Origin of the sequence: Streptomyces sp. CRCS-T-1 (assembly GCF_024442335.1) — a bacterium.
Lineage (GTDB): Bacteria > Actinomycetota > Actinomycetes > Streptomycetales > Streptomycetaceae > Streptomyces > Streptomyces koelreuteriae.
Genome location: NZ_CP101651.1, coordinates 3,946,821 through 3,969,373 on the forward strand (window position 1 = coordinate 3,946,821; position 22,553 = coordinate 3,969,373).

20 protein-coding genes are annotated in these 22,553 nt (G+C 73.1%); 10 read left to right on the plus strand and 10 right to left on the minus strand.

Annotated features, from left to right (window positions below; translation table 11 throughout):
- Positions 1-4: 4 nt before the first annotated feature.
- Together NNW99_RS17770 and NNW99_RS17775 are read right to left on the minus strand one after the other, a co-directional pair.
- Positions 5-2,386, minus strand: a complete 2,382-nt coding sequence (locus tag NNW99_RS17770; protein WP_215120128.1) for an ABC transporter permease — start codon at positions 2,384-2,386, stop codon at positions 5-7.
- Entirely contained in the window at positions 2,383-3,156 is a 774-nt protein-coding gene (locus NNW99_RS17775) for an ABC transporter ATP-binding protein (protein WP_215120129.1), read from the minus strand. Before NNW99_RS17775 ends, NNW99_RS17770 begins: the two co-directional genes overlap by 4 nt.
- Positions 3,157-3,313: 157 nt before the next feature.
- Here NNW99_RS17775 and NNW99_RS17780 point away from each other — a divergent pair, with 157 nt between their 5' ends.
- Both NNW99_RS17780 and NNW99_RS17785 read left to right on the plus strand, forming a co-directional pair.
- Positions 3,314-4,441: a sensor histidine kinase gene (locus NNW99_RS17780; RefSeq protein ID WP_251058110.1), complete on the plus strand. Its 1,128-nt coding sequence runs from the start codon at positions 3,314-3,316 to the stop codon at positions 4,439-4,441.
- Positions 4,420-5,079 (plus strand): response regulator transcription factor, encoded by a 660-nt coding sequence (locus NNW99_RS17785; RefSeq protein WP_215120131.1) that lies wholly within the window; start codon positions 4,420-4,422, stop codon positions 5,077-5,079. Before NNW99_RS17780 ends, NNW99_RS17785 begins: the two co-directional genes overlap by 22 nt.
- Here the strand turns inward: NNW99_RS17785 and NNW99_RS17790 are convergent.
- Together NNW99_RS17790 and NNW99_RS17795 are read right to left on the minus strand one after the other, a co-directional pair.
- Positions 5,064-5,549, minus strand: a complete 486-nt coding sequence (locus NNW99_RS17790) for an ABA4-like family protein (RefSeq protein WP_215120132.1) — start codon at positions 5,547-5,549, stop codon at positions 5,064-5,066. The two genes, NNW99_RS17785 and NNW99_RS17790, sit on opposite strands and share 16 nt — an antisense overlap.
- Positions 5,546-6,457 carry a hypothetical protein gene (locus tag NNW99_RS17795; protein WP_215124329.1) on the minus strand — a complete coding sequence of 304 codons (912 nt, stop codon included), beginning with the start codon at positions 6,455-6,457 and terminating at the stop codon, positions 5,546-5,548. Before NNW99_RS17795 ends, NNW99_RS17790 begins: the two co-directional genes overlap by 4 nt.
- Before the next feature lie 234 nt (positions 6,458-6,691).
- Here NNW99_RS17795 and NNW99_RS17800 point away from each other — a divergent pair, with 234 nt between their 5' ends.
- The 5 genes from NNW99_RS17800 to NNW99_RS17820 all read left to right on the plus strand — a co-directional run bounded on the left by NNW99_RS17800 (position 6,692) and on the right by NNW99_RS17820 (position 10,872).
- The gene (locus NNW99_RS17800; protein ID WP_215120133.1) at positions 6,692-7,324 is read left to right on the plus strand and encodes a MerR family transcriptional regulator; all 633 of its coding nucleotides are present in this window, start codon (positions 6,692-6,694) and stop codon (positions 7,322-7,324) included.
- 52 nt (positions 7,325-7,376) lie between these two features.
- Positions 7,377-7,697 (plus strand): GYD domain-containing protein, encoded by a 321-nt coding sequence (locus NNW99_RS17805; protein WP_215120134.1) that lies wholly within the window; start codon positions 7,377-7,379, stop codon positions 7,695-7,697.
- Between the two features lie 32 nt (positions 7,698-7,729).
- Positions 7,730-8,896, plus strand: a complete 1,167-nt coding sequence (locus NNW99_RS17810) for a sensor histidine kinase (RefSeq protein ID WP_215120135.1) — start codon at positions 7,730-7,732, stop codon at positions 8,894-8,896.
- A complete protein-coding gene (locus NNW99_RS17815) occupies positions 8,893-9,606 on the plus strand; it encodes a response regulator transcription factor (RefSeq protein ID WP_215120136.1) in 714 nt (237 codons plus the stop codon). The genes NNW99_RS17810 and NNW99_RS17815 overlap by 4 nt, the downstream gene beginning before the upstream one ends.
- Positions 9,607-9,702: 96 nt before the next feature.
- Positions 9,703-10,872, plus strand: coding sequence for a serine hydrolase (locus NNW99_RS17820; RefSeq protein WP_215120137.1), 1,170 nt, complete (start codon positions 9,703-9,705; stop codon positions 10,870-10,872).
- Positions 10,873-10,883: 11 nt separating this feature from the next.
- On the opposite strand, the gene NNW99_RS17825 is transcribed toward NNW99_RS17820, so the two are convergent.
- The 3 genes from NNW99_RS17825 to NNW99_RS17835 form a co-directional block, all read right to left on the minus strand.
- Entirely contained in the window at positions 10,884-11,564 is a 681-nt protein-coding gene (locus NNW99_RS17825; protein WP_215120138.1) for a response regulator transcription factor, read from the minus strand.
- A complete protein-coding gene (locus NNW99_RS17830) occupies positions 11,561-12,796 on the minus strand; it encodes a sensor histidine kinase (protein WP_215120139.1) in 1,236 nt (411 codons plus the stop codon). The genes NNW99_RS17825 and NNW99_RS17830 overlap by 4 nt, the downstream gene beginning before the upstream one ends.
- A 108-nt stretch (positions 12,797-12,904) precedes the next feature.
- Positions 12,905-15,115 carry an MMPL family transporter gene (locus NNW99_RS17835; RefSeq protein WP_215120140.1) on the minus strand — a complete coding sequence of 737 codons (2,211 nt, stop codon included), beginning with the start codon at positions 15,113-15,115 and terminating at the stop codon, positions 12,905-12,907.
- Positions 15,116-15,464: 349 nt separating this feature from the next.
- Between NNW99_RS17835 and NNW99_RS17840 the strand changes: the two genes are divergently transcribed.
- Positions 15,465-15,668 (plus strand): cold-shock protein, encoded by a 204-nt coding sequence (locus NNW99_RS17840; protein ID WP_003991681.1) that lies wholly within the window; start codon positions 15,465-15,467, stop codon positions 15,666-15,668.
- Positions 15,669-15,830: 162 nt separating this feature from the next.
- Positions 15,831-17,270, plus strand: a complete 1,440-nt coding sequence (locus tag NNW99_RS17845) for a DEAD/DEAH box helicase (protein ID WP_215120141.1) — start codon at positions 15,831-15,833, stop codon at positions 17,268-17,270.
- A gap of 185 nt (positions 17,271-17,455) precedes the next feature.
- Here NNW99_RS17845 and NNW99_RS17850 read toward each other — a convergent pair whose 3' ends face one another.
- The 3 genes from NNW99_RS17850 to NNW99_RS17860 are packed head-to-tail and all read right to left on the minus strand — an operon-like array spanning position 17,456 to position 21,695.
- A complete protein-coding gene (locus tag NNW99_RS17850; protein ID WP_251057847.1) occupies positions 17,456-19,075 on the minus strand; it encodes a hypothetical protein in 1,620 nt (539 codons plus the stop codon).
- Entirely contained in the window at positions 19,072-20,877 is a 1,806-nt protein-coding gene (locus tag NNW99_RS17855; protein ID WP_215120142.1) for an NAD(P)/FAD-dependent oxidoreductase, read from the minus strand. Before NNW99_RS17855 ends, NNW99_RS17850 begins: the two co-directional genes overlap by 4 nt.
- Before the next feature lie 47 nt (positions 20,878-20,924).
- Positions 20,925-21,695, minus strand: coding sequence for an SDR family NAD(P)-dependent oxidoreductase (locus tag NNW99_RS17860; RefSeq protein ID WP_215120143.1), 771 nt, complete (start codon positions 21,693-21,695; stop codon positions 20,925-20,927).
- Positions 21,696-21,852: 157 nt separating this feature from the next.
- On the opposite strand from NNW99_RS17860, the gene NNW99_RS17865 reads away from it, so the two are divergent.
- The gene (locus tag NNW99_RS17865; protein WP_215120144.1) at positions 21,853-22,473 is read left to right on the plus strand and encodes a TetR/AcrR family transcriptional regulator; all 621 of its coding nucleotides are present in this window, start codon (positions 21,853-21,855) and stop codon (positions 22,471-22,473) included.
- Positions 22,474-22,553: the final 80 nt, after the last annotated feature.

The window sequence follows — 22,553 nt, forward strand, 5'->3', positions numbered from 1 at the left end:
GCCTTCAGGCCCGGCGCATGCGCCGCAGCACGGCGCTCGCCGGGAGCACGGTGGCCGTCGTCGCGGCCAGCAGGCAGCCGGTGACGACCCTCGTGACCCAGGGCCAGGACACCGCCAACTCGACCGGCAGGCCCAGTTGCTCGCGCAGTCCGTGGGCGGTGCCGAGCAGGGCGGGGGCGGCCACGACCAGTCCCAGGGCGGCTCCCAGGGTGACGACGCAGCAGGTCTCGGCCGTGAGCGTCAGCAGCACCTGGCGCGGTGTGGCACCCGACAGGCGCAGGACGCGGAGGTCCCGTGTCCGGCCGGCGGTGGCCGCCAGCAGGGTGGAGGCCACGGAGATCATGGTGTAGCCCGCCGTGATGGTGACGAGGATCAGGGTGAAGCGCCACACCAGCCGTTCCTCCTCGGCGTCGTCGGATGCCGCGTACGCCGCCACCGACACCTCCTCGGCCCCGAGTCCGGCGGGCAGCGGGGTAGGTGCGGGACCCGTGCGGTAGGCGACGTCCGCCAGCGCCGACGGGTCGTGGGCGCGTACCAGTTCGCGCGGCAGGAGGACCTGGTACGGCATCGCGTCGTCCACCACGGCGGTCACGCGCAGGCGCCCGACCCGGCCGTCCTCGAAGGTGAGGACGGCGGTACGGCCCTCCCGCCAGCCGTGCGCGGCGGCCACCGCGGCGGTGACGACGACGGTGTTCCCCCGTGGCGCCCGCACCGCGTACGCCCGCTCGGCATCAGGCGTCACCCCGGCCGCCGACAAAGCCGACCTGCCCGCGCCGCCGTAGACCGTCGTCGACAGCGGCGCCGGGCCCTCGACCCGGGCGGCCGCGGCGTCCGACAGACCCGGTGTCCCCCGGGGCACGACCGCCGCCTCGGCCCGAACGGCCGCGGCCTGCCGCGTGGTGTCGGCGCTCTGCGTCGTCTGCACGGCGCCGGTGATCAGCACGGCGAAGGCGACGGTCGCCAGCACCGGGGCGATCGTGGCGGATGTGCGGCGCACGGCGGTGGTCATGTTCTCGCGTACGAGCAGGGCGGTCGCACCGGGACGCCGGGCGAGCGGCCGGGTGAGCAGCCCGGTCAAGGGCCCGGCCAACGCCGGCAGGAGCAGGGTCAGTCCGGCGGTCAGGCCCATGGCGGCGCCCAGGGCCAGCAGCACCATGGCATCGGCCCCCGCGAAGGCCGTAGCCACCGAGCAGACCGCGCCCAGGCCGGTCGCCGCCAGCCCCGTGATCCACCGACGGCGGGTCATCGGCCGGCCGTCCACCGCCGCCTCCCGCATCGCCTCCAGCGGCTTCACCCGGGACGCCCGCCGCGAGGCGGACCCGGCCCCGGTGAGTGCCACCGCCACGCCCAGGACCCAGGCGGCGACCGGTACCCACCAGCGGACGCTCACCTCGAACCCCGCCGGCTGGAAGCCCGCGTCGATCAGCAGCCCGGTCATCGCGGGGGCGAGCGCGACGCCCGCGACCGCCCCCGCCCCGGCGCCCGCGACGCCCACCACCAGGGCCTCCCCGTACACCAGCCGCCGCACCTGCCGGGGTGTGGCGCCGATGGTGCGCAGCAGGCCGAACTCGCGGCGCCGCTGGGCGACGGCGAACGCGAACGTCGAGGACACGTTGAAGACGGTGACGAACGCGGAGAGCAGCGCCATCGCGGTGAGCACCTGCCCGCCGATCCAGCGGGTCATCTCGTCCTGCCGCGGCGCGAGCGCGTCCCGGGCGGCACCGGTCAGGACCGTGCCGTCGCCGCCGGTGACGCGCCGCGCGGCGTCCGCGACCCGTGCGGTGTCGGTGCGGGGTTCGAGGACCAGGCCGACGGCCCGTACTCCGCCCGCCAGTTCGGCGGCCTGGGCGTCGGTGACGTAGTAGCCGGGGCCGTCCATCGTCCCGGACACCGAGAAGCGCTGCGGCCCGCGCGCCGTCAGCACCGTGACCGGCTCGCCCGGGCGGTGCCCGAGGGCCGCGTCCAGGACGATCTCGCCCGCCGTGGCCGGCGGCCTGCCCGCGCTCAGGCCGTACGAGGCGAGCGCCGCGGTCGACCAAGGGTGGCCCTGCCGCTCCCCCTTGCGCTGCTCGCTGTCCGGCGTCTGCGCGTAGAAGGAGCGGTCGGCCACCGCGTGGGCCACTCCCGGCAGTTCGGCGAGCTTGCGCCGCAGCTCCTCGGCACGCTCCGGTGCCCACGGCGGGTTCTCCGTGAACACCCCGCCGGGCTGTTCCCCGGCCGGGCTCTGCACCAGCACCGGAGCCCCCGCGAGCCGCCTCGGCACACCCGTGCCGTCCGACAGCAGGACCAGCGCGCTCATGGTGACGACCGCGACGCCCAGCGCCACGGCCACGAAGGACCCCAGGAAGGAGGTCCACCTCTCCCTCACCGTCGCCAGACCGATCACGGCCGCACCTCCAGGGCGGCCGTGCGCGCCGCGATGGCCTCGGCGCCCTCGGCGCCCGGCAGTTCGTCCGCGAGCCGGCCGTCGGCCAGCAGCAGCACCCGGTCCGCGTACGCCGCCGCGGCCGGGTCGTGCGTCACCATCACGACCGTCTGGCCACGGCCGTCCACCAGGTCCCGCAGCAGCCGCAGCACGATCCGCGAGGCACCGCTGTCCAGCGCGCCGGTCGGCTCGTCCGCGAAGAGGACCGCGGGCCGGGCGATCATCGCTCGCGCGATCGCGACACGCTGCTGCTGGCCCCCGGACAACTCGCTCGGCCGGTGCCCCTGACGGTCCGCGAGCCCGACGGCGGCGAGGGCCGCGCGCACCTCGTCCGCCGCCGGGCGTGAACCGGCCAGCCGCAGGGGCAGTTCGACGTTCTGCGCGGCGGTCAGGGCCGACACCAGGTTGAACGCCTGGAAGACGAAACCGACCCGCTCCCGGCGCAGCACCGTCAGCGCGTTCTCGTCCAGCCCGCCCAGTTCCGTACCGCCGATCAGCACCTCTCCCGCGCTCGGCCGGTCGATGCCCGCCGCGCAGTGCAGCAGGGTGGACTTGCCGGAGCCGGAGGGGCCCATGACGGCCGTCATCGTCCCGGCCGCGAAGTCGAGGGTCACGTCGTCGAGCGCGGTGACGGCGCGTTCACCGGTGCCGTAGCGCTTGGTCAGCGACCGGAGCCGGACGGGCGGCGCGGTCGAAGTGCCGTGTCTTGTGGTCGTGTCGGTGGTGGTCATGCCGTCAAGGCAACGACGGCCGCACCGCCCGGCGCATTGCCGCAGGGGCGAGAGCCGATACTCCACCTGGCACTACTGCCCGCGCCGCCCAGCCGCCGCTACGGTCGACCGCGTGACCACCCCCCGAACTGTCCTGGAGGCCCTCACCCGCAGCCCGTTGGGCTTCCTCCGCACCGCCTGGCCGTGGCGCGCGCTGGGGTTCCTGCTGTCCGGCGGGGTGTTCGCGACCGGCGTCTACGTCGGCGTCGGCGGACTGTTCGGCGCGCCCCTCGGTACGGTCGCCAGGGTGCTCTGCGCGGGGGCCGTGCTGCTCTTCGCCGCCGCCCTCGCGGGTCCCCTGGAGCGGCGCCGACTCGCTCTCGTCGACGCGGGCGAACGGCCGGAGGCCCCGGGCGGTGCACGGGCCGTCGGCTACGGCGTCGTGTCGGTCCTGGCGGTCGGCTGGATGGACCTCGGTGTCGTCCTGGTCTCGCTCGGCATCCCGGGCTTCCTGCTCCTCGCGCCCTTCCAGCCCACCGCCACGTCCTGGCAGGCCGTGGCCGGTCCCGTCGCGGGCGCGCTGCTGCTGCCCGTGGCGGCCTACCCCGTCGCCGCGTGGGCCGGTGTCCGCGCCGCCGTGTCCCGGGCCGTGCTCTTCCCGCAGGACCGTGAACTGCGCGAGGTCGTACGGTCCCGGGCCCGTCTCGTCGACGCCTTCGAGACCGAACGCCGCCGTATCGAGCGTGACCTGCACGACGGTGCCCAGCAGCGCCTCGTCGCCCTCACCGTGAAGCTGGGCCTCGCCGGCCTCGATCTGCCGCCCGGCAGCGCGGCGGCGCGACAGGTCGGCGAGGCCCACGCCCTCGCCAAGGAGGCGCTCACCGAGCTGCGTGAACTGATCCGGGGCATCCATCCGCAGATCCTCACGGAACGTGGACTGCCCGCCGCCGCACGGGACATCGCCGGACGCTGCCCGGTCCCCGCCGACCTCGACCTCGACCTTCCCGGCCGCCTCCCGGCCACCGTCGAGCAGACGGCGTACTACGTGACCGCCGAGGCCCTCACCAACATCGCCCGGCACAGCGGCGCCGACCGCTGCCGCGTCACCGCCCGCTGCGAGGGCGGTGTGCTCCGCCTCGACATCGAGGACAACGGCTCCGGTGCCGCCGACCCCGCCCGCGGTACGGGCCTCATCGGTCTCGCCGACCGCATCGCCGCCGCCGACGGCAGAATGCTCCTGTCCAGCCCGCCCGGCGGGCCCACACTCCTCAGGGCGGAGATCCCGTGCGGCCATCCCTCCGCATAGTCATCGCGGAGGACGCCGTCCTCCTGCGCGAAGGCCTCGTCCATCTGCTGGAGCGCTTCGGCCACCGCGTCCTCGCCGCCGTGGGCGACGGCCCCGCACTGCTCGCCGCCGCCCGGCAGCACCGGCCGGACCTGGTGATCACCGACGTGCGGATGCCACCCGGCCAGACGGACGAAGGGCTGCGCTCGGCCCGGCTGCTCCAGGCCGAGCAGCCCGGCCTGGCGGTCCTCGTCCTCAGCCAGTACGTGGAGCAGACCTTCGCCGACGAGCTCCTGGACGACCGCCGCGCCGGCGTCGGGACGGGCTACCTCCTCAAGGAACGCATCGGTGACGTCGAGGAGTTCGCCGACGCCGTCACCCGCGTGGCCGCCGGGGCGACGGTCGTCGACCCCGACGTCGTACGCCAGCTCCTCGCCCGCCGCCGCGATCCGCTGGACCAGCTCACGCCCCGCGAGCGCGAGGTCCTCGCCCTCATGGCCGAGGGCCGCTCCAACGCGGCGATCGCCCGCCGCCTCGTCGTCACGGACGCCGCCGTCGCGAAGCACATCGCGAGCATCCTCCAGAAACTCGACCTCCCCCCGTCGGCCCCCGACGACCACCGCCGTGTGCTGGCGGTACTGGCCTATCTCCGGGCCTGACCAGGGAGGGCCTGACCAGCCACCACCCCGTCGCTCAAACCCCTCCCCCCGGTCCGCCGCTCCCGCACCGCCCGCACCCCCAGGAAGCCCAGAAACCCGATCGGCGACAGCAGCACCGTGAAGACCAGCAGCGGCCCCATCAGCAGAGGGGAGAGGCCCAGGCGTCGGCCCTCCCGGTACATCCACTGGCCGATCAGCAGGTCCCAGGCGATGACCTGGGCCCAGACGGCTCCGGCGCCGTCGGGGAGGGCGGTCAGGTCGCGGAAGGTGTCGAGGTCGGGGCTGCTGACCGCGTTCCAGAGGTCGGGGAAGACCGGGATCGCGAGGGCGAGATAGACGAGCAGGACCGGCACCGCGGTCAGCGGTGACGCGGCGATGCGGGCGGTCGGCCCCCACCCCGGCGCGAGGATCATGAGCAGCCAGACGGGCGCGGCCAGCAGGAAGGACAGTTCGAAGAGGAATCCGGTCATGGCACGAGGTCCTTCGGGGCGGGAGCGGCTGCCGGGTCGGTGGCCCCGGGCGGCGGGGACGGCCGTAGGGCGACGTACGTACCGAGGGCGACGGCCGGCAGGATCGCGCCCGCCGCCCCGAGCGTCGCCGCGTCCGGGCCGGTCAGCGGCTGACCGCGCAGGGCCTGCCAGAGGAGCAGTGCGAACACGGCGGCGTACGTCCCCGAGGCGAGCAGGACGAGGCGCAGCCGCACCCGGTCGTCGGACAGGCGGGCGAACCGCGGGGCCAGGAGGCCGAGCACCATGACGAGCAGCGGGAGGAGTTGCAGGGCGTGCATGCCGAAGAAGTGCGGGATCCGCAGATCGCCGCCGGTGGTGGACCAGCCGGTCAGCGGCATCGAGGGGCCCCCGTCCGGCACACCCACGCTGTGCGCGCCGACCACCTCGGAGACGCCCCGCCGCTGGCCCGGCGTCGGCCGGGTCATCAGGAAGCCGACGGCCGCCCCGGTCAGCGCCAGGAGGATCCCGCAGCGCACGGCCCACGCGGACGCCCGGTCGGCGATACGGGCCCGGAGCAGCAGCACCGCGACCACGAGCGTGCCGGCCCAGAGGACGACGACCGTGGCGCCCATCGCGCTGAAGAGCGCCTCGTCGAACGGCGTCGCCTGGTTGAAGTGGCTGCGCTTACCGCGCACGACCTGCCCGACGATGATCACCATCTCGACCAGGCTGGCCAGCGCGACGACGGTCCCCGCCCACCAGGCCACGCGCCTGCCGCGGGGCAGGAGCGACAGCATCCAGGCGAGGGAGAGGCAGTACGCCACGAACGACACCGCGAACTTGAACGGCTTGGCCCAGATCGGCGCTCCCACCAGGATCCGGTCGTCGACCAGGACCCCCACCGCCGACACCACCGCCGTCACCGCCATCACGGCCGCGAACAGCACCAGCGGCCGGTGCCAGGACGACATACGTGACCACGTGCGCGACCAGGTGCGTAACGACGTATGTGACGACCTGCCTGAGGACATCTCCATGCCCACCCCTCCCCGTTATGGATAGCGGCACTATCCACTATCCGATAGCTGAACTATCTATCATGGGGGCCTGGTCGGCAAGGGCCGGCGCGGCGGGCAGGCCGAAAGTCGAGGAGTGAACCGGCATTGCGTATCGGAGAGTTGAGCCGGAAGACCGGGGTGCCGGTGCCGACGATCAAGTACTACGTCCGTGAAGGCCTGCTGCCCGCGGGCGAGCTGACCAGCCGGAACCAGGCCAGCTACGGCGAACCGCACGAGCGCCGGCTCCAGTTGATCCGCGCCCTGGCCGATGTGGGCGGCATGAAGGTGGCCGAGATCGCCGACGTACTGGCGGCCGTCGACGACACCGATCGCCCGCTGCACCGCGTGCTCGGCTCCGCCGCTGACCGCATGGGCAGGTCGGACGGCACCCGCGACGACGCCGAGTCGGCCGCGGCCCGTGCCGCCGTCACCGACCTCATCTCCCGGCGGGGCTGGCGCACCCACGCGTCGAACCCCGCCGTCACCGACCTGTCCGAGGCCCTCGCGGCCCTGGCCCGGCTGGGGCACGGCGCCTTCGCCGAGCTCCTCGACACCTACGCCGACGCCGCCGAACAGGTCGCCCACGCCGACCTCGAGTACGTGGACCGGCAGATGGCGGTCGAGGAGAAGGTCGAGGGCGTGGTGATCGGCACCGTCCTGGGCGAGGCGGTCTTCAGCTCGCTGCGCCGCCTGGCCCATGTCGACGCCTCGGCCAGGCTGTATGGCGCGCGCGAGTGAATGCGGCGGCCGAGCCGGTAGCCGCCGAGGCGCCCCCGGGAAGGCATGCCCCATGCCGAAGTTCCTGATCCAGTCCACGTACACAGCCGAAGGCACCAAAGGGCTGCTCGAGGAGGGTGCCAGCGGGCGGCGGGCTGTCGTCGATCAAGTCGTCACCGGTCTCGGGGGGCGGGTCGAGGCCATGTACTACGCCTTCGGGGCGGACGACCTCGTGCTGATCGTGGACTTCCCCGACACCGTCTCCATGGCCGCCGTGAGTCTCACCGTCAAGGCCAGCGGTGCCATCCAGTCCCGGGCGACCCCGCTGCTCACCGTCGAGGAGATCGACGAGGCCACCCGCCGGCAGGTCGCCTTTCGCGCACCAGGAGCGTAGGCGGCCCTCGGGGCGCTATACCTTGTGGAGGCATGGGGGGCTTGCGCGGGGATCCGCGAGAGTGGTGGGAGCGGGCGCGGGCGCTGACCGCCGCCAATCCGCTCGTCGTCGACATCGGTATCGCGCTGCTCGTGCAGGGCGCGATGACCATGCCGTTCGTCGTGCCGCGCGCGGCCGGGCTGCCGCCCGCGACCTGGGCCGCGTACGGGCTGAGCACGCTCACCGCGCTGCCCCTGGTCTGGCGGCGGCGCGCTCCCCTCGCCGTGTTCTTCGCGGTGCTGGCCGCGGGCGCGCTCTACGGGCTGTCCGTGGACGGGCCCGGGCAGCCGCTGCCGTACACCGGGCTGGTCGTCGTGTACACGATCGCCGCGCTGTCGTCCGCGCGGAAGCGGCTCCTCACCGCGGGTGTGCTGCTGGCGGCCGTGCCGGTGGGGGTGTGGCTCAACACCCGGTCCGTGCGTGAACTGACCTTCACCCTCATCGTGTTCACGGCCGCCTATGTCTTCGGGCGGCTCACCGATGCCCGGCAGCGGGCGCACCGCGTCGAGGCCGAGCGGGCCGCCGCCCGCGAACGCGCCCGGATCGCACGGGAGATGCACGACATCCTCTCCCACGCCGTGAGCCTGATGATCGTGCAGGCGGAGGCCGGACCGGTCGCGGTGCGTGCCGCGCCCGAGCGGGCGGAGGCCGCCTTCGACGCGATCTCCGCGACCGGGCGGGACGCCATGACCCAGCTGCGCCGGATGCTGGGCGTGCTGCGGGAGGGCGACGACGACGGCGCCGCCCCGCGTGAGCCGCAGCCGGGGCTCACGGAGCTGCCCGCGCTCCTCGACCGGGTGCGGGCCGGGGGCCTCGACGTCACGTACGGGACGGCGGGAGACGTCCGGCCCGTGCCGGAGGCGGTCGCCGCCACCGTCTTCCGGATCGTCCAGGAGTCCCTGACCAACACCGTCCGGCACGCCGAGGCACGTACCGTCGCGGTGCGACTCACCTACAGGAGCGGTGACTTGGTCGTCAGGGTGACCGATGACGGGCGCGGGCCCCAGGGGGCCCGCAGCGGTGGGCACGGGCTCATCGGTGTCCGCGAGCGGGCCGCGGCGCACGGTGGTACCGCCGTGGCGGGGGCGGGCCCGGGCGGCCGGGGGTTCGAGGTGCGCGTGAGCCTCCCCGTACCGGCCGCCGCGGAGGTGGCGGGATGACGATCCGTGTCGTGGTGGCCGACGACCAGGAGCTGGTGCGCAGCGGCTTCGCGATGATCCTGGACGTCCAGCCGGACATCGAGGTCGTCGCGGAGGCGGGCGACGGGGCCGAGGCGGTCGACGCGGTGCGGCGGCACGCGCCCGATGTGGTGCTGCTCGACATCAGGATGCCGCGCATGGACGGGATCGAGGCCTGCCGCGCGATCAGTTCGGCGGGCGACTGCCGGAGCGTGATGCTCACGACGTTCGACTCCGACGAGTACGTCTACGAGGCACTGCACGCGGGCGCGAGCGGCTTCCTGCTCAAGGACGTACGCCGGGACGATCTCGTGCACGCCGTACGGGTCGTCGCCCGGGGCGATTCGCTGCTCGCGCCGTCCGTGGCCCGGCGGCTGGTCGAGCAGTACACCCGGCCCGCCGCCGCCCGGCCCCGCCGCCCCGATCCCCGGCTCGACGTGCTGACCGGGCGGGAGCGGGAGACGCTGCTGCTGCTCGCGCGGGGGCTGTCGAACGCCGAGATCGCCGCCGAGCTGGTGGTCAGCGACCACACGGTGAAGACGCATGTGGGCAACGTGCTGGCGAAGCTGGGGCTGCGGGACCGGATCCAGGCCGTGATCTGCGCGTACGAGTCGGGGCTGATCGCGGCCGGTGATCCCCCGCCCGGGGGAGGCGGCCTCGGCGGTTCCTCCCCCGCGTCGGCGAGGAACTGACCGGCCGGGACCGCCCGTCGGGGCGATCCGCAAGGCGTCACGGGTCCGGAGGATGGGAGCCGTCCCGAACACCGGTTCCGATCAACGGAGTTGACCATGACCCGAACCCGTTTGCTCACCGCCGTGCTCGTCGCCGGGGTGGTCGTGGCGGGGCCGTCGGTGGTCCCGGCCGCCGCGTCCGGCCCGGCGGCCCCGACCGCCGCGGTGTCCGCCCCGTCCTCCGACACCGCCCTGGCCACCGCCCTCGCCGGTCTGCCCACGGCCGACGCGACCGCGGCCCTCGTACGCGTCGGAGGCTCCGAGGGAAGCTGGCGCGGCAGTTCGGGCGTGCACGATCTGCGGAGCAACCGGCCGGCCGATCCTGACGCCCGCTTCCGCGCGGGGTCCGTGACCAAGGTCTTCACCGCGGCTGTCGTCCTGCAACTGGCCGCCGAGGGCCGGCTGGACCTGGACCGCGGTGCCCGCTCGTATCTGCCGGAGCTGATCCCGGCGTCGTACGCGGGCGTCACCGTACGGCAGTTGCTGAACCACACGCACGGCATCCCGGCCCCCGACTTCCCCGGCACCACGGTCGAGGAGTGGTACGCGAACCGCTTCCAGGTCCACGACCCCCGGGACATCCTCCGCTCGGCGACGTCGAAGAAGCCCGAGTTCGCGCCGGGCGAGCGGCAGCACTACCTCAACATCGGCTACACCATCGCCGGTCTGATCGTCGAGCGCGTCACCGGTGACACGTACGAACGTCAGGTCGCCCGGCGGGTGCTCGAGCCGCTGGGGCTGTGCGACACGTACTTCCCGGGGAAGAATCCGCGCATCACCGGGCCGCACAACCGCGGCTACCAGAGGATGCGGCTGGACGACGGCACGGTCGGGCTCCGTGACGTGTCCGTGTGGGGGGTCACGGACGGGTGGGCGGCCGGGGACATCGTGTCGACCACCGCCGACCTGGAGCGGTTCACCCGGGCCCTGTTCGGAGGGCGGGTCGTGCGCGGGCCGCTGCTGGAGGAGATGTTCGCCCTGCCGAAGGTGACCGACCTCAAGACCGGGAAGCAGGCCGCGTACTCCTCGGGCCTGTCGATGACGGTGCTGGGCGGGCGTGAGGTGTGGGGCAAGACGGGCGGGCGCTGGGGCTACAACGCGGCCGTCGCGAGCACCCGCAACGGCTCGCGCACCCTCGTCTACAGCGTCAACTCCACCGACGCCAAGGGCCAGGGCATGAACAAGGTCGCCGAGGCCATCATGGTGGCGGCCTACGGCAGACCGTAGCCCTCCCCGTCCTACGTCGTCGGCGGCGTCGCCCGTACGAGGCCCGTCTGGTAGGCGATGACGACCAGTTGCGCCCGGTCGCGGGCGTCCAGCTTGGTCATCGCCCGGTGGATGTGGGTGCGCACGGTCAGCGGGCTGAGGGTCAGGTCCTCGGCGATCTCCGTGTTGGACCGGCCCTCCGCGGCCAGGGCCATCACCTCGCGTTCGCGGACCGTGAGGTCGGCGAGGCGCTCCGGCGGGGCCAGATGGGTGCCGGGGGCGGGGGCCAGCAGGAAGCGGGTGATGAGGGAGCGGGTGGCGACGGGTGAGAGGAGGGACTCGCCGGAGGCCACCGTGCGCAGTCCGGTCAGCAGGGTGTCGGCGGTGACGTCCTTGCCGAGGAAGCCGCTGGCACCGGCGCGCAGGGCCTCGGCGACATAGTCCTCGGTCTCGAAGGTGGTCAGGATGAGGACGCGGGTGGCGGACAGCTCCGGGTCGGCGCAGACGCTCGCGGTGGCGGCGAGGCCGTCGGTGCCGGGCATCCGGATGTCCATCAGGACGATGTCCGGGCGGTGGGCGCGGGTCAGCTCCACCGCCTCCGCGCCGTCGGAGGCCTCGGCGACCACCTCCATGTCCGCGCAGGAGTCGATGAGGATCCGGAACGTGGCCCGCAGCAGGGCCTGGTCGTCGGCGAGCAGCACCCTGATGGTCATGCCGTGGTTCCTTCCGCGAGGTCGGGCGAGGCGTGCAGCGGCAGCGCGGTGGTGACCTCGAAACCGCCCTGCGGCCGGGGGCCCGCGCACAGCTCGCCGCCGATGGACTGGGCGCGCTCGCGCATGCCCACGAGGCCGAAGCCGCGGCCCCGGGCGGGCTCCGGCTTGCCGGGGCCTTCGTTGACGACCGTGATCAGCAGGCGGGAGCCGGTGTAGGCGAGGCGGACCTGCGCGGCCTCGGCGGCGGCGTGCTTGGTGACGTTGGTGAGGGCCTCCTGCACGATCCGGTACGCCGTCAGGTCCACGCCCGGCGAGAGCGGCTGCGGCTCCCCTTCCGTCGTGACGGTGACGCGCAGGCCCGCCGACTCGCACGCCGTGACCAGCTCGGGCATCCGGCCCAGGCCCGGGGAGGGCTCCAGCGCGGCGGAGCCGGGGCCGGAGTCGTTCTCGCGCAGCAGTCCGAGCGTGGCCTTCAGCTCCCGCAGCGCCGAGGACGTGGTGCCCGTCAGGTCGGTGAGGATCCTCTGCGTCTGCTCGGGGTTGGTGAGGGCGAGATGCGCGGCCGTACCGGCCTGGGCGTTGGCCAGGGCCATGTGGTGGGCGACCACGTCGTGCAGCTCCCGGGCGATACGCATCCGCTCCTCGGTGACGCGCAGCCGGGCCTCCTCCTCCCGGGTGCGCTCGGCGTGTTCGGCCCGGGCCTGCACCGACTGGAGGTAGGCGCGCCGCAGCTGGGTCGTCTTGCCGGCGGCGAGGGGCAGCAGCAGCCAGAAGATCGGGCCGATGGTCCGCAGCAGCAGCGAGATGTGGTTCATGGAGTCGGAGAACACGGCCGCGAGCGTCACGGCCACCACGACGGTGAGGCCGTAGACACGGGTGGACTTCGGGTCGGTGAGCGCCGCCAGCCAGTAGAGGGCCGCCATCATCGGCGCCAGCAGCAGGGGTGTGACCAGGTAGCCGAGCGCGATCGCGGCGACCGTGCAGCCCCCGGCGACGACGACGCAGGCGCGCGGGTGCGTGCGGTGCTTGAGCAGGACGAGGCAGGCCACGCCCGCCAGGGCGGTGGCGGTCATGTCCTGGTCCGGTGGGGCGGCGCCCGGCATGGTGAGCGAACCGCCGAGGGCCGTGCAGCCGAGCAGGGCCAGGACCATCGCCAGGTCGATGAGGAAGGGGTGGCGGGAGGAGAACTCCTCCAGGCGGTCCGCGTAGCGCCGGTCCAGGCTGATACTCATCGGGCTCTCCGGTGGGTGGGGCTGGGGACCATCGTGGTCGACTCCGGGCGGGAACGCCCGAGGGGCCGCCCGTGTCCTTCGCCACGGGCGGCCCTGGTGGGGGGTGGGTCAGGTCCGCGCCGGTTCCAGATCGGGGGCGCCGTCCGGGGCCGGCTCCGACCCGGGCCGGCGGCTGAGCGCCTCGCCCTCCACGTCCACGCGGGGCAGCACCCGGTCCAGCCACTTCGGCAGCCACCACGCCTTGTCGCCGAGCAGGGCGAGCACGGCGGGCACGATCGCCATCCGTACGACGAAGGCGTCGAAGAGGACGGCCGCGGCGAGCCCGAAGCCGATCATCTTGATCATGGAGTCGCTCTCGCCGACGAACCCGGCGAACACCGCGATCATGATCAGGGCCGCCGCCGCGACCACCCGGGCGCTGTGCCGGAAGCCGGACGTGACCGCCTGCGCGGGCGACTCGCCGTGGACATGGGCCTCCCGCATCCGGGAGACGAGGAACACCTCGTAGTCCATCGCCAGACCGAAGACGATGCCCACCAGGAAGATCGGCATCAGGCTCATGATCGGACCGGTCTGCTCCACCCCGAGAAGCTCCGCGCCGTGGCCCTGCTGGAAGACCACGACGACCGCGCCGAGCGAGGCCAGCACCGACAGCAGGAAGCCGAGGGCCGCCTTGAGCGGGACGAGCAGCGACCGGAAGACCACCAGCAGCAGCACGATCGCCAGACCGACCACGACGATCAGATACGGCACCAGCGCGGCCTGCACCTTCTCGGCGATGTCGATGTTCATCGCGGTGGTGCCGGTGACCTCGTAGCTCGCGCCGGTGCCGGACTCGATGCCGGGCCGCTCGTCCCGGATGGTCGTCACCAGGGTCTTGGTCTTCTCGTCGGTCGGCGCGGTGGACGGCACGACGGAGAAGACGGCGGTGTCGCCGGCGTCGTTGAAGCGCGCCGGGGAGACGGACACGACGCCCTTCGTGGCGCCGATCTCCTTGGCGATCGAGCCCGCGGCCGCCTTGGGGTCGGCGACGCCCTTGCCGTCCACGACGACGGTCAGCGGCCCGTTGAAGCCCGGCCCGAAGCCCTCGGCGAGCGCGTCGTAGGCCCGGCGCTCGGTGGTGGAGGTCGGCTTGGCCTCGTCCCCGGGCATGCCCAGCTGGAGGTCGGCCGCGGGCAGCGCGAGGGCGCCGAGGCCCACGACGCCGAGGAGCAGCACGGGTAGGGGGCGGCGCAGCACGAACCGGGCCCAGCGGGCGCCGCCGTTGGTCTCGGTGCTCTGCTCGATCCGGCCGCTCTTGCGGGCCTTGCGGGGCAGCACCGCGTTCGGCCAGAAGCCGAGGAACGCCGGGACGAGGGTCAGCGCGATCAGTACGGCGACGACGACCGCGCCCGCCGCGGCCAGGCCCATCTTGGTGAGCATCGGGATGCCGACCACGGCGAGCCCGGCCAGCGCGATGACGACGGTGAGCCCGGCGAAGACCACCGCGGACCCGGCCGTGCCGACGGCCATGCCGACCGCCTCCTGCGGCGCTGCGCCCTTGGCGCGCTCCTCCCGGTAGCGGGACACCACGAACAGGGCGTAGTCGATGCCTACGGCCAGGCCCAGCATCATCGCCAGGGTGCCGGTGGTGGTGGACAGGCCGAGGGCGCTCGCCAGGGCGAGGATCGTGGCCATGCTGACGCCGACGCCGATCACGGCGGTCAGCAGGGGCAGCCCGGCGGCGGCCAGCGAGCCGAAGGTGACGAGCAGGACGACGGCGGCGATCGCGACGCCGATCACCTCGGCCATGCCGCCTGGACCGGTCTCGGCGGCCAGCGCGGTGCCGCCCGCCTCCACCGTCAGCCCGGCATCCCGGGCCCCCTCGACGGTGTGCTCCAGATGGGTCCGGCTGGCGTCGGTGAGGTCGGTGGACTTGACCTTGTACGTGACGGTCGCGAAGGCCGTCGTGCCGTCCTTGCTGATCGTCTTCGCCTGGAAGGGGTCGACGGCGCTCGCGACCTGCGTGCCGTCGCCGAGGCCGGTCACGGCCTTCTCGATGGCCTCCTTGTTCTCGGCGGCGGTCACCTTCTCGCCGCCCGGCGCGATGAAGACGACCCGGGCGGTCGCCCCGTCGGCGGTGGCGCCCGGGAAGCGCTGTTCCATGAGGTCGAACGCCTTCTGGGACTCGATGCCGGGCATCGAGAACTCCTCGTCGACCGCCCCCGGTGCCTTGAGGGCGCCGAGCCCCACGGCGGCCAGGACGGCCGCCCAGACCAGGGCGACGTACCAGCGTCGCCGGAAGGCCAGACGGCCCACTCGATACAGGAAAGTTGCCACGGCAGCAGGTCTCCACATCCGGTGTCGATCGTCCGCCAAGCGTGTCCGCGACAAGGCCCCCGCGTCGTCGTGCGGCTGCCGACAATCCGGACTACTGAGAACGCAGTACACCGGGCCCACGGGTCCGCCTCGGGGACGACATTCCCGGGCCATGCGAGTCGACCTGTGCTACCTTGGCTGGCGTTGCAGTTTTGGTTCCCAGAGACTTCGAGTGCTCTATCGACCTTCGTCGACGAGCACTCTTTTTAGTTTCCGAGGGTTTTCGGATCTCTCCGAGGGTGATCATTTCGGCGACTCCGAGTCCGTAAAGTGCGGATCTCGGGTACTGCCCCTCATAGGGAGATTCATCATGGCAACCGGCACCGTGAAGTGGTTCAACTCGGAAAAGGGCTTCGGCTTCATCGAGCAGGAGGGTGGCGGCCCGGACGTCTTCGCCCACTACTCGAACATCGCCACCTCCGGCTTCCGTGAGCTTCAGGAAGGCCAGAAGGTGACCTTCGACGTCACGCAGGGCCAGAAGGGCCCGCAGGCCGAGAACATCGTTCCCGCCTGACGCTGACGCGTTCGACGTGACCGGGGCCCGCACCCTTGTGGTGCGGGCCCTGGCACGTTTCATTTCATACCCGGCTCAGTCTTGCGAATCCTGGTGCGGCCCCACAGAGGCTGTCTGACCTCCGGAATTCCCCGATACGTGCCGCATCGAGGAAGGATCCCCTTGGATCGCACCGCTCGCAAGAACAACGGTTCGTCCCACTCCCGCAGGGCGGGGGGCGGCGGCCGGAACAATTCCTCCCGTTCGGCGGGAGCGGGCCGCGGCGGCAACCGGCGCCGCCCGGCGCCCGGCGGCGAATTCGCGCCGCCCGCCACCGTCACCCCGGCCCTGCCCGCCGTCGAGGCGTTCGCCGACCTCGACCTGCCCGAGCGGCTGCTGGCCGCGCTGAAGGGCGAGGGCGTGATGGAGCCGTTCCCCATCCAGGCGGCGACGCTGCCGAACTCGCTGGCCGGACGTGACGTCCTGGGCCGCGGGCGCACGGGGTCGGGCAAGACCCTCGCCTTCGGCCTCGCCGTGCTGGCCCGTATCGACGGACAGCGCGCCGAGCCCAAGCAGCCGGTGGCACTCGTCCTCGTGCCCACCAGGGAACTGGCCCAGCAGGTCACCGACGCGCTCACGCCCTACGCCCGCGCGCTGCGGCTGCGGCTCGCCACGGTGGTCGGCGGGATGTCGATCGGCCGGCAGGCGAGCGCGCTGCGCGCCGGTGCCGAGGTCGTCGTCGCGACGCCCGGGCGGCTCAAGGACCTCATAGACCGTGGCGACTGCCGGCTGGACCGGGTCTCGGTCACCGTCCTGGACGAGGCCGACCAGATGACCGACATGGGCTTCATGCCGCAGGTGACGGCCCTGCTCGACCAGGTGCGTCCCGACGGGCAGCGGCTGCTGTTCTCGGCCACGCTGGACCGCAATGTCGACCGTCTGGTGCGGACGTACCTCCACGACCCGGTGGTCCACTCGGTCGACCCGTCCGCGGGCGCGGTCACCACGATGGAGCATCACCTGCTGCACGTGGAGGACGACGACAAGCACGCCACCACGACGGAGATCGCCGCCCGCGACGGGCGCGTGATCATGTTCCTGGACACCAAGCACGCCGCCGACCGGCTGGCCAAGAAGCTGCTCGCCGTCGGGGTGCGCGCCTCGGCCCTGCACGGCGGGAAGTCCCAGTCCCAGCGGACCCGGACCCTGGCCCGGTTCAAGGACGGCGAGGTCACGGTCCTGGTGGCCACCAACGTCGCCGCCCGCGGCATCCACGTCGACAACCTCGACCTCGTCGTCAACGTGGACCCGCCCGGCGACCACAAGGACTATCTGCACCGGGGCGGCCGTACCGCCCGGGCCGGCGAGTCGGGCACCGTCGTCACGCTGGTCCTGCCGCACCAGCGGCGCGAGACGGCCCGGCTGATGGCTGACGCCGGCATCACGCCGCAGGTCACCCGGGTCCGCTCGGGCGCGGCCGAACTGAACCGCATCACCGGCGCCCAGGCGCCGTCGGGCGTACCGGTCGTCCTCGCCCCGCCGCCCGCCGAGAACCGCCCCGCCCGCACGGGCACGGCCTCGCGCGCCCGGCGCAACAGGCCCTCCCGGGGGCGCCGCCGCTGAACCACCGACGGGGCGGCCCGGAGCGCGATCCGCGCTCCGGGCCGCCCCGTTCGTGTGTCCACGTGTCGCTACGGGTCGCTGCGCGCCGGGCGAGTGGAGCGGTCGGGCCCGCGACCGCCGGGCCGGACGCCCTCGGGCACGCCCAGTCGCTCCACTCGCCCGGGGCGGACACGCCTCGACGGGCCCTATGCGTCGCCCCGCACCGGAGACAACCGCACCACCGTCCCCTCCCCGTTCGCGGACAGCAGCAGGGAACCGTCCGGGGCGGCGGCGAGGCCCGCGAAGCGGTGGGCCAGGCCCGGGAGTTGGTGGGTGAAGAGGGCGGGGGTCGAGCGGGGGGCGGTGCCCGGCGGGAGGCCGACCGGGAGGGATTCGGCCTCGACGCGAGCCGTGCCCGTCGTCGGGGAGATCGACCACAGGCGGCGGTGTTCGGTGTCCACGGTGAAGAGTTCGCCGGCGTGGAAGGCGAGGCCCTGCGGGGCGCCGAGGTTCTCAGCAACCGGAACCGCCTCACCGTCCTCGTCGAGGCGCAGGACCGCTCCCCTCCGGTCGTCGCTGACGTAGCAGCGCTGCTCGGCGTCGAAGGTCACGTCCACGGGGTGGTCGAGGCCCTCGGCGAGGACGGCGACCGTGTCGGTCGCGTCGATGGCGAGGACCCGGCCCGCGCCCGTCTCGGCGACGACCAGGGCGCCGTCGGCCCGGGTCGCGATGCCCTGGGGCTGGTTCAGGCCGTTCGCGCGGAGTCGGGTCGTGCCGGTGGCGGGGTCGTAGGTCTGGACGGTGCCGAACTGCGAGGTGGTGTGCAGGAGTTCGCCGTCGGCCGTGATGCCGTGGAAGAAGGGCTGGAGGATCTCCGTGGCGACATCGCCCGAGCCGCTCTCGTCGGGGTGGTCCGGGCGGGCCAGCCGGTAGTGGTCGGCCGCGTACACCCTGCCGCCGAGGTCGATCGTCACGCCGTAGGGCCCGTCCAGGCCCCGGGGCACGATCGGGCGGGTACGGCCGTCAGGCTCCAGTTCCGTGATGCCGCCGCTGGCGAAGCTGGAGACGAACATACGGTTCTCCGCGTCGAACGCGGCGTTGTCCAGGCCCGTCACCCCGCTGGTGACCAGCGAGCGCGTGCCCGTGCCGTGCAGGTCGACGCGGGTGACGATGCCCTCGGGGCCGCGCGAGAGGACGTGGAGGACGCCGCCCAGGTCGAAGCGGACCGCAACCGGGTCGTGGACGTCCTCGGCGACCACCTCGGGCACCCCGCCGTCCGGGGGGATGCGCCAGACCTGTCTGCTGATCATGTGCGGGTAGTAGAGGCAGCCGTCCGGGCCGAGCTGCATCGCGTTGCCGAAGGCCAGCCCGTCGGTGAGGACGACCGGGTCGCCGCCGTCGGGGAAGAGCTCCAGCAGCCGGCCGTTCATCTTCATCTCGTTGACGAAGAGCCGGTCGCCGACGCAGGTGATGCCGTTGGGGACCTGCACCTCCTCGGAGACGAGGCTGTACTCCCCCTCCGGGCCGCGGCGCCAGACCCGGCCGGGGACCAGGTCGGCGATGTACATCGAGCCGTCCGCCCCGAAGGCCAGGTCGTCGGGCGACTCGACGGGGCTGTCCATCGGGACGACGACCTCGACGTCCCCGGTCGCCGGGTCCACGGCGCTGATCTTCCCGGCGAGGAACTGGGCGACGTACAGCCGCCCGTCCGGGCCGAACGCCACGCCGTTGGAACCCCACAGCGGGTTCGGTGAGTTGAGGCGCGTGGCCTGTCGGCCGGGACTGCGCAGCTCACTCGCGTCGTACCTGCTCGGACCGCCCGTCACGACCCCAGCACCTCGTCCATGCCGCCCTCCGCGCGCCAGCGTCTGATCAGCTCGTAGAACGCAACCGGGCCGTCGCCGTAGGACTCGCTGCGCGGCCTGGGCATGCCCTCGGCGTTGTAGTAGCCGGGGGTGCACTCGGACTGGAAGGCGTACAGGTCCGCCGACTTCTGCCGGATCGTGTCGCCCCAGTCGGCCTCCGCCTCGGCCGACGGCTCCACGCACGGCGCCTGGCGCTTCACCGCCTCGGCGATCACCTCGGCGACATGGGTGGCCTGTTCGTCCAGGACGTGCACGTAGTTCACGGAGCTGGCGCTCTGCACGGAGCCGAGCATGAACAGGTTGGGGAAACCCCGGCTGTAGAAGCCGTGCAGGGTGCGCGGGCCGGTCTTCCGCCAGGAGTCCAGCAGGGCGGTGCCGTCCCTGCCGTACGCGGGGAGCTGCCCGGACAGCAGCCCGGAGACGCCGACCTCGAAGCCGGTGCCGAAGACGACGCAGTCGACCTCGTACTCCACCCCGCCCACCACGACGGAGTGCTCGGTGAAGCGCTCGACGCCGCCGTGGTCGGCCGTGTCGACGAGGGTGACGTTCGGCCGGTTGAAGGTCTCCAGGTACAGGTCGCTGAAGGTGGGCCGCTTGCACATGTAGCGGTACCAGGGCTTGAGCTTCTCGGCCGTCGCCGGGTCCTCGACGACGCTCTCCACCCGGGCCCGCAGCTCGTTCATCTTCTGGAAGTCGGCGATCTCCTCCAGACGCTCGCGCTCCTCGGGCGTGAGGGCGTCGTAGTTGTTGGTCGGGATGAGCTTCTGCTGGAGGCGGGCGCTGCTGGTCCAGCCGTCGGCGACCAGGTCCTGCTCGGCCCGGCCGCCCGTGACGACCGCGAGGAAGTTGTCCCTGCGCTCCCGGGCCCAGCCGGGCTTCAGCGAGCCGGCCCACTCGGGGTCCGTGGGGCGCTGTCCGCGTACGTCCACGGAGGACGGGGTGCGCTGGAACACGTAGAGCTGCCGCGCGTCCCGGCCGAGGTGCGGGACGACCTGGATGGCCGTGGCGCCCGTACCGATGAGGGCCACGCGCTTGTCGGCGAGCCCGGTCAGACCGCCGTTCGCGTCGCCGCCGGTGTAGTCGTAGTCCCAGCGGCTGGTGTGGAACATGTGCCCCTTGAAGGTCTCGATGCCTTCGATGCCGGGCAGTTTGGGCTGGCTGAGCAGGCCGGTCGCCACGACGACGTGCCGCGCGGTCATCCGGTCGCCGCGGTCGGTGGCGACGACCCACACGGACTCGGCGTCGTCCCAGCGCAGTTCGCTCACCTGCGTCCGCAGACAGGCGTCGCGGTAGAGGTCGAAGTGCCGTGCGATGGCCTCGGCGTGCTCCCGGATCTCCTCGCCCGGCGCGTACTTCCACTTCGGGACGTAGCCGAGCTCCTCCAGCAGGGGCAGGTAGACGTACGACTCGATGTCGCAGTGGATCCCCGGGTACCGGTTCCAGTACCAGGTGCCGCCGACGTCGGCGCCCTTCTCGATGATCCGGATGTCCCGCAGGCCCGCCTGGCGCAGCCGCGCGGCGGCGAGCAGTCCGCCGAATCCGCCGCCGACGACCACCACCTCGACGTGGTCGTGCAGGGGCTCCCGGGTGAATCCGGGCTCGGCGTGCGGGTCCTCGTCGAAGCGGCCGAACTCGCCTGCGGTACGGCGGTACTGGCGGTTGCCGTCCGGGCGGATCCGCCGGTCGCGCTCGGCGCGGTAGCGCTCGCGCAGGGCGTCCGGGTCGAAGTCCAGGTCTGACACGGGGGTGTGGGGGGTGGACATGAAGTCCTCTTCCTCTCGCGGTGCCGTGGGTGAGGGGTCGGGTGAGGTCAGACGGCGGCCCAGGCGTTGTCCACCGGCAGGACGACGCCGTTGACGCCGCTCGCCGCGTCGGAGGCGAGATAGACGATGGCGGCGGCCTGCTCCTCCGGTGCGCAGATGCGGCCCATGTTGACGAAGTGCCGGCCGACGACGGACGGTCCATGGGCCTCGGCGTCGATGCGGACATCGGCCGTGATGTCGGTGGCCGTGCCGCCCGGGGCTATGGCGTTGGCGCGGATGCCTTGGTCCCGGTACATCACCGCGAGGGAGCGGGTGAGGCCGAGGACCCCGTGCTTGGAGACGGTGTACGCCGTCCCGGCCGCGCTGCCCCGCAGCGACGCCTCGGAGGCGGTGTTGACGATGGCTCCGCCGCCCGCGGCGATCATGTGCGGCAGAACGGCCCGGGTCAGCAGGAACGGCGCGGTGAGATTGATCCGCAGCACCCGCTCCCACTCGGCGTCGGTGACGTCCGCGGCGGCGGACATGCTGTCCATGACGCCCGCGTTGTTGACCAGGACGTCGACGCCCCCGAAGGTGCCGACCGCGGCGGCGACGACCGCGTCGGCCACCGCGCCGTCGCTGAGATCGCCGGTGACGGCGACGGCCGTTCCGCCCTCGGACTCGATGGCCGCGACGACGCCCTTGGCGCCCTCCTCGTTCAGGTCGGCGACCACCACCTTCGCCCCCTCCTCGGCGAACCGCAGCGCGGTGGCACGGCCGATACCGGAGGCGGCTCCGGTGACGATGACGCTCTTGCCCGACAGACCCGTGGCTCCCATGGCGTTCCTCTGCTCGTGACGTTGACCCGGTGCGAGGCACAGTAATGGTTTCTGTCTCAGTGCGACATAAAGACGCGTCGTGCCACTAGGTCGTTTCACGCCAGTAAGACTCGACGCGACGTAAAATAGGGTGAGCAGGGCAAGTCGAGGAGGGCGCATGGCCGGACGAGCAGGTGGTGCCACGGGGCGGCCACCGCTGACGGAGCGGCGGCGCGCCGAGACGCGGATGGAGATCGCCGAGGAGGCGGTCCGCCTCTTCGCCGCCAAGGGCGTGGCGGCCGTGACCGCGGAGGACATCGCCTCCGCGTCGGGGGTGTCGACGCGCACGCTCTGGCGGTACTTCCGCTCCAAGGAGGAGTGCGTACGCCCCCTGCTCACCACGGGCCTCGAACTGCTGACGGACCATCTGCGGGAGGGCCGCCACGAGCCCGGCTCACTCGCCGAGGCGATCCTGAGCGTCCGCTACGACGACGACACCACCCCCCGCCTGCGAACCCTGGGCGCCCTCCTCCTGCTGTGCCGCGACGAGCCCGGGCTGCGCGCGGTGTGGCTGGAGGCGCACTACGACGCGGAGGCCACGTTCGCCGAGATGATCGCCGACCGCACGGGCCGGCCCGTCGACGATCTCGCGGTCCGGGTCGAAGCGGGCGTACTGAACACCGCGCTGCGCGTCGCGGTGGAGGAGTGGGCGCTGCGGTCCGAGAGGGCGGCGGGGCCGTCGCTGGCGGAGACGGTCAGGCGGGCGTTGCGGATGGTGGAAGGGGTGGAGCAGGGCTGATCGGGCGGGGCGGGTCGGGTGGGGTGGGGTGGGGTGGCTCCCGTGAGCACTCTCGGCCGATGTGTCACACCCGCGGCGGT